The sequence below is a fragment of the Vaccinium witches'-broom phytoplasma str. VAC genome, from assembly GCF_000309405.1.
In the GTDB taxonomy this organism is placed as follows: domain Bacteria; phylum Bacillota_I; class Bacilli_A; order Acholeplasmatales; family Acholeplasmataceae; genus Phytoplasma.
The window spans coordinates 1-3,008 of sequence record NZ_AKIN01000039.1; the positions used below are offsets into that span (position 1 = coordinate 1).

A 3,008-nucleotide genomic window follows, 5' to 3' on the forward strand; every position below is an offset into this window, starting at 1 on the left:
CTGATTTAGTAAAAATATAGATAAAGAAAAAACGGTGACAATGAGCTCCTCTAAGGAGGAGCTCAGAGAGTTTTTTTTAATTTATTTTAGTAATCAAAAAGACCATCATATGGACTTTAAGCATGATAGATAAAAGAGGTCTCTTGGAACCAAACATAATATAATGTTTGTCGTTTTAATTTAAAAACACAAAACACAAAGTATATCAAATTTCTGTTAATTCGTCTATAGTAAATAAATCGAAAGTCACTAAATCTCCTGAGCTAATTTTAAAATCTTACAAAGTATATCCAGCATCTTTCATTTCTTTTACAGTAAATCCAACACCTTTTAGTTCTTTTGCGCTAAATCCAGAATCTTTAAAATCTTTAACAGTATATCCAAAATCTTTTAAATCCATAAAATCTTGAACAGTATATACAGCATCTTTTAGTTCTTTTTCGCTAAATCTAGCATCTTTGAAATCTTTAACAGTATATCCAACATCTTTTAAACATTTTAAATTAAAATTTGGAATACTAAATAATTCTTTGAAAGTATATCCAGCATCTTTTAGTTCTTTTGCGCCAAATCCAGCATCTTTAAATCCAGAATCTTTAAAAAATCCAGCATCTTTGAAATCTTTAACAGTATATCCAGCATCTTTTAGTTCTTTTGCGCTAAATCTAGCATCTTTGAAATCTTTAACAGTATATCCAGCATCTTTTAGTTCTTTTACAGTAAATCCTATATCTTTTAAATCTTTTAATGTTGCGCCTAAAGATTGATATTGTGAAATAGTAGCACCATCAAATTTTTTACTCCAAATAACACTATTATCTTTTTTAATTGTTTTAATTAATTTATGAGTGAATAAATTATAATACTCTTTGTCTCCATTGGAATTTAAAAATTCATAAGGAGTGCTTTTGAATTTTTCATTTTCGGTTTTTAATTTTTTATTTTCCTCATGTATTTTATTATTTAACTCTTTTGCTTTTTCTTCAATATTTGTATCTAATAATAATCGTCTTGTTTCAGTTTCCTCATGATATTTATAAGCAGCAGCGATAATTAAGAAAAAACAAAATAATAAAACTCCAGTAATAATTAAAAAAGGTATTAGACGATATTGTCTTCCTTTAATTGAAATGAATTTCATTTTTTAAACTCCTTTTTTTAATAAATATTTACCTTGTTTATGTTCTTTTTCAGCATAAAAATAAATAAATAAAGCTAAAAAATACAAAACAAAACTTAATATCATTATAACTTTTTTTAATATAAAAAACCATATTTTGAATAAATAAAGGGAAATTTCTAAAACTTTAAAAAGAAAAGTTACTAATAAATTACCAATAACAATCATAATTTTAAAAGTAAAAATAATAACTTGTAAAAGAACATCAAGGATAATTTTTAAAGTTTTTTCATATGAATTTACGATAGGTTTGGTAATTTTTTCGACGGTATTACCAATGAAAGGAATGGCACCACCAAATTTAGATACTAATGATGTAAAAGTCATCATTGCTGTAACACCAGTTAAACCCATTAATACATCGCTATCTAATATTTTAGTTGCATTAGAAAAAATTTTTAATAAATCATTTAAAATGTTTTTAAAAATATCAAAAAACTTTAAGAAAGCATTAAAGAAAAATTCAAATATTTTTAAAAAAGGTAATAAAAATATTAATTTGTTCCATATAAAAACAATAATAATTTTAAAAAAATTGAAAAAAACTAAAAAATTATTATCCCAACCAACATTAAAACCAAAGAAAAGAGATGATTTAGTGAAAAAAATATGATGAAAAAAAGAATAAAAGAAAGAACAAAAAAATTTTAAATAAGAAAAAGAAAAAAGATATTTGAAAAAGCTGAGAGTAAAAAGGGTTTTTATTATTATCATTTAATTCTTATTTATTCCTCATTTTCTTAAAAAGGTAATTCTTTCTCTTTTTCTTTATTATTATTTAAGAAAACAAGTTTAGAAACAAGCACTTTCGTGCTGTTTTTTTCTTGGCCGTTTTGGTCGTTATATTTTTGAATAGATAACGAACCTGATACGTACAATTTATCTCCTTTTTGGAGATATTTAAAAAGATTTTCAGCGTTTTTACGGAAAACAACGCAGTTGACAAATAACGGTTTATTTTTGTCTTTATCAGTGTGTGAATTGACAGCAATTTGAAAATTAACAATAGGGATTTCCTCGTTGTTAATTTTGACATATTCCTTTTTTAAATCATGGGTAAGATGACCCAATAAATGGATAATATTTATCATTTATTTTTTTTATCCTTTATGATTATTTGATTAACTTTTGACTCATCCGAGAGTAAATTATAAGGTTTTTTATAAAGAGGTTCTTTATCAAATTCTTTAGGTGTATCATTTTCTTTTTCGCTAGATTCAACATCTAAGAAATCTAATTTACCGTTTTCTTGGACCTCACGCATCATACGGTGAACATCTTGGCGGTAAATCCCCATGTAATTCGCCATTTGGCACATTTGATGAAATAAACGAGCAAATTCTTTTGTTTTTAATTCTCCGTTTAAAATATAATTGTTAACAATTTCTCTTAATTCATCGGAATATTCATATTTAGTTTGTAATTCTTTAATATAAAGATAAAAACGATAAATACAAATACCACATAAAAAAGATAAAAAAGAAATAAATATTTTAGATTCAAAAATATTAATCATTGTTTGTTGAATATTCATTAATTATTCCTTTCATTTTTAACATTATCAATAAATCCTATTTTCTCCGCGAAACCTAAATCTTTTAATTCTTTAAAGGTAAATTTAGCTTGTATTAAATCATCAATTGTATAATATGCTTCTATTATTTCATCAATAGTAAAACCAGCTTCTATTAATTCTCTAAGACTATATCCCATATCTCTTAATACTAAAGCGTCATCAAATCCGTTATCTTTTAAATGTTTAGCAGTAAAATTTTTAAAACTATTAAAACCCATAATGTGTAATATTCTTCTTATAAAAAACATTGTT

At 24.1% G+C, this 3,008-nt stretch carries 4 protein-coding genes and 1 pseudogene; all 5 read right to left on the bottom strand.

Translation table 11 applies throughout. The features are described from left to right. Positions 1-277: 277 nt before the first annotated feature. Entirely contained in the window at positions 278-1,141 is an 864-nt protein-coding gene (locus RI68_RS03440) for a hypothetical protein (RefSeq protein WP_017193384.1), read from the bottom strand. A gap of 3 nt (positions 1,142-1,144) precedes the next feature. Further along, on the bottom strand, positions 1,145-1,894 hold the full coding sequence (locus RI68_RS00970; RefSeq protein WP_017193385.1) for a hypothetical protein: 750 nt from the start codon (positions 1,892-1,894) through the stop codon (positions 1,145-1,147). 26 nt (positions 1,895-1,920) lie between these two features. After that, on the bottom strand, positions 1,921-2,271 hold the full coding sequence (locus tag RI68_RS00975) for a single-stranded DNA-binding protein (RefSeq protein WP_017193386.1): 351 nt from the start codon (positions 2,269-2,271) through the stop codon (positions 1,921-1,923). Then, complete coding sequence (locus RI68_RS00980) at positions 2,268-2,714, bottom strand: hypothetical protein (RefSeq protein ID WP_017193387.1); 447 nt, start codon at positions 2,712-2,714, stop codon at positions 2,268-2,270. Before RI68_RS00980 ends, RI68_RS00975 begins: the two co-directional genes overlap by 4 nt. After that, positions 2,714-3,008, bottom strand: a pseudogene (locus RI68_RS00985) (hypothetical protein); the annotation flags it as partial. The pseudogene RI68_RS00985 and the gene RI68_RS00980, both read right to left, overlap by 1 nt.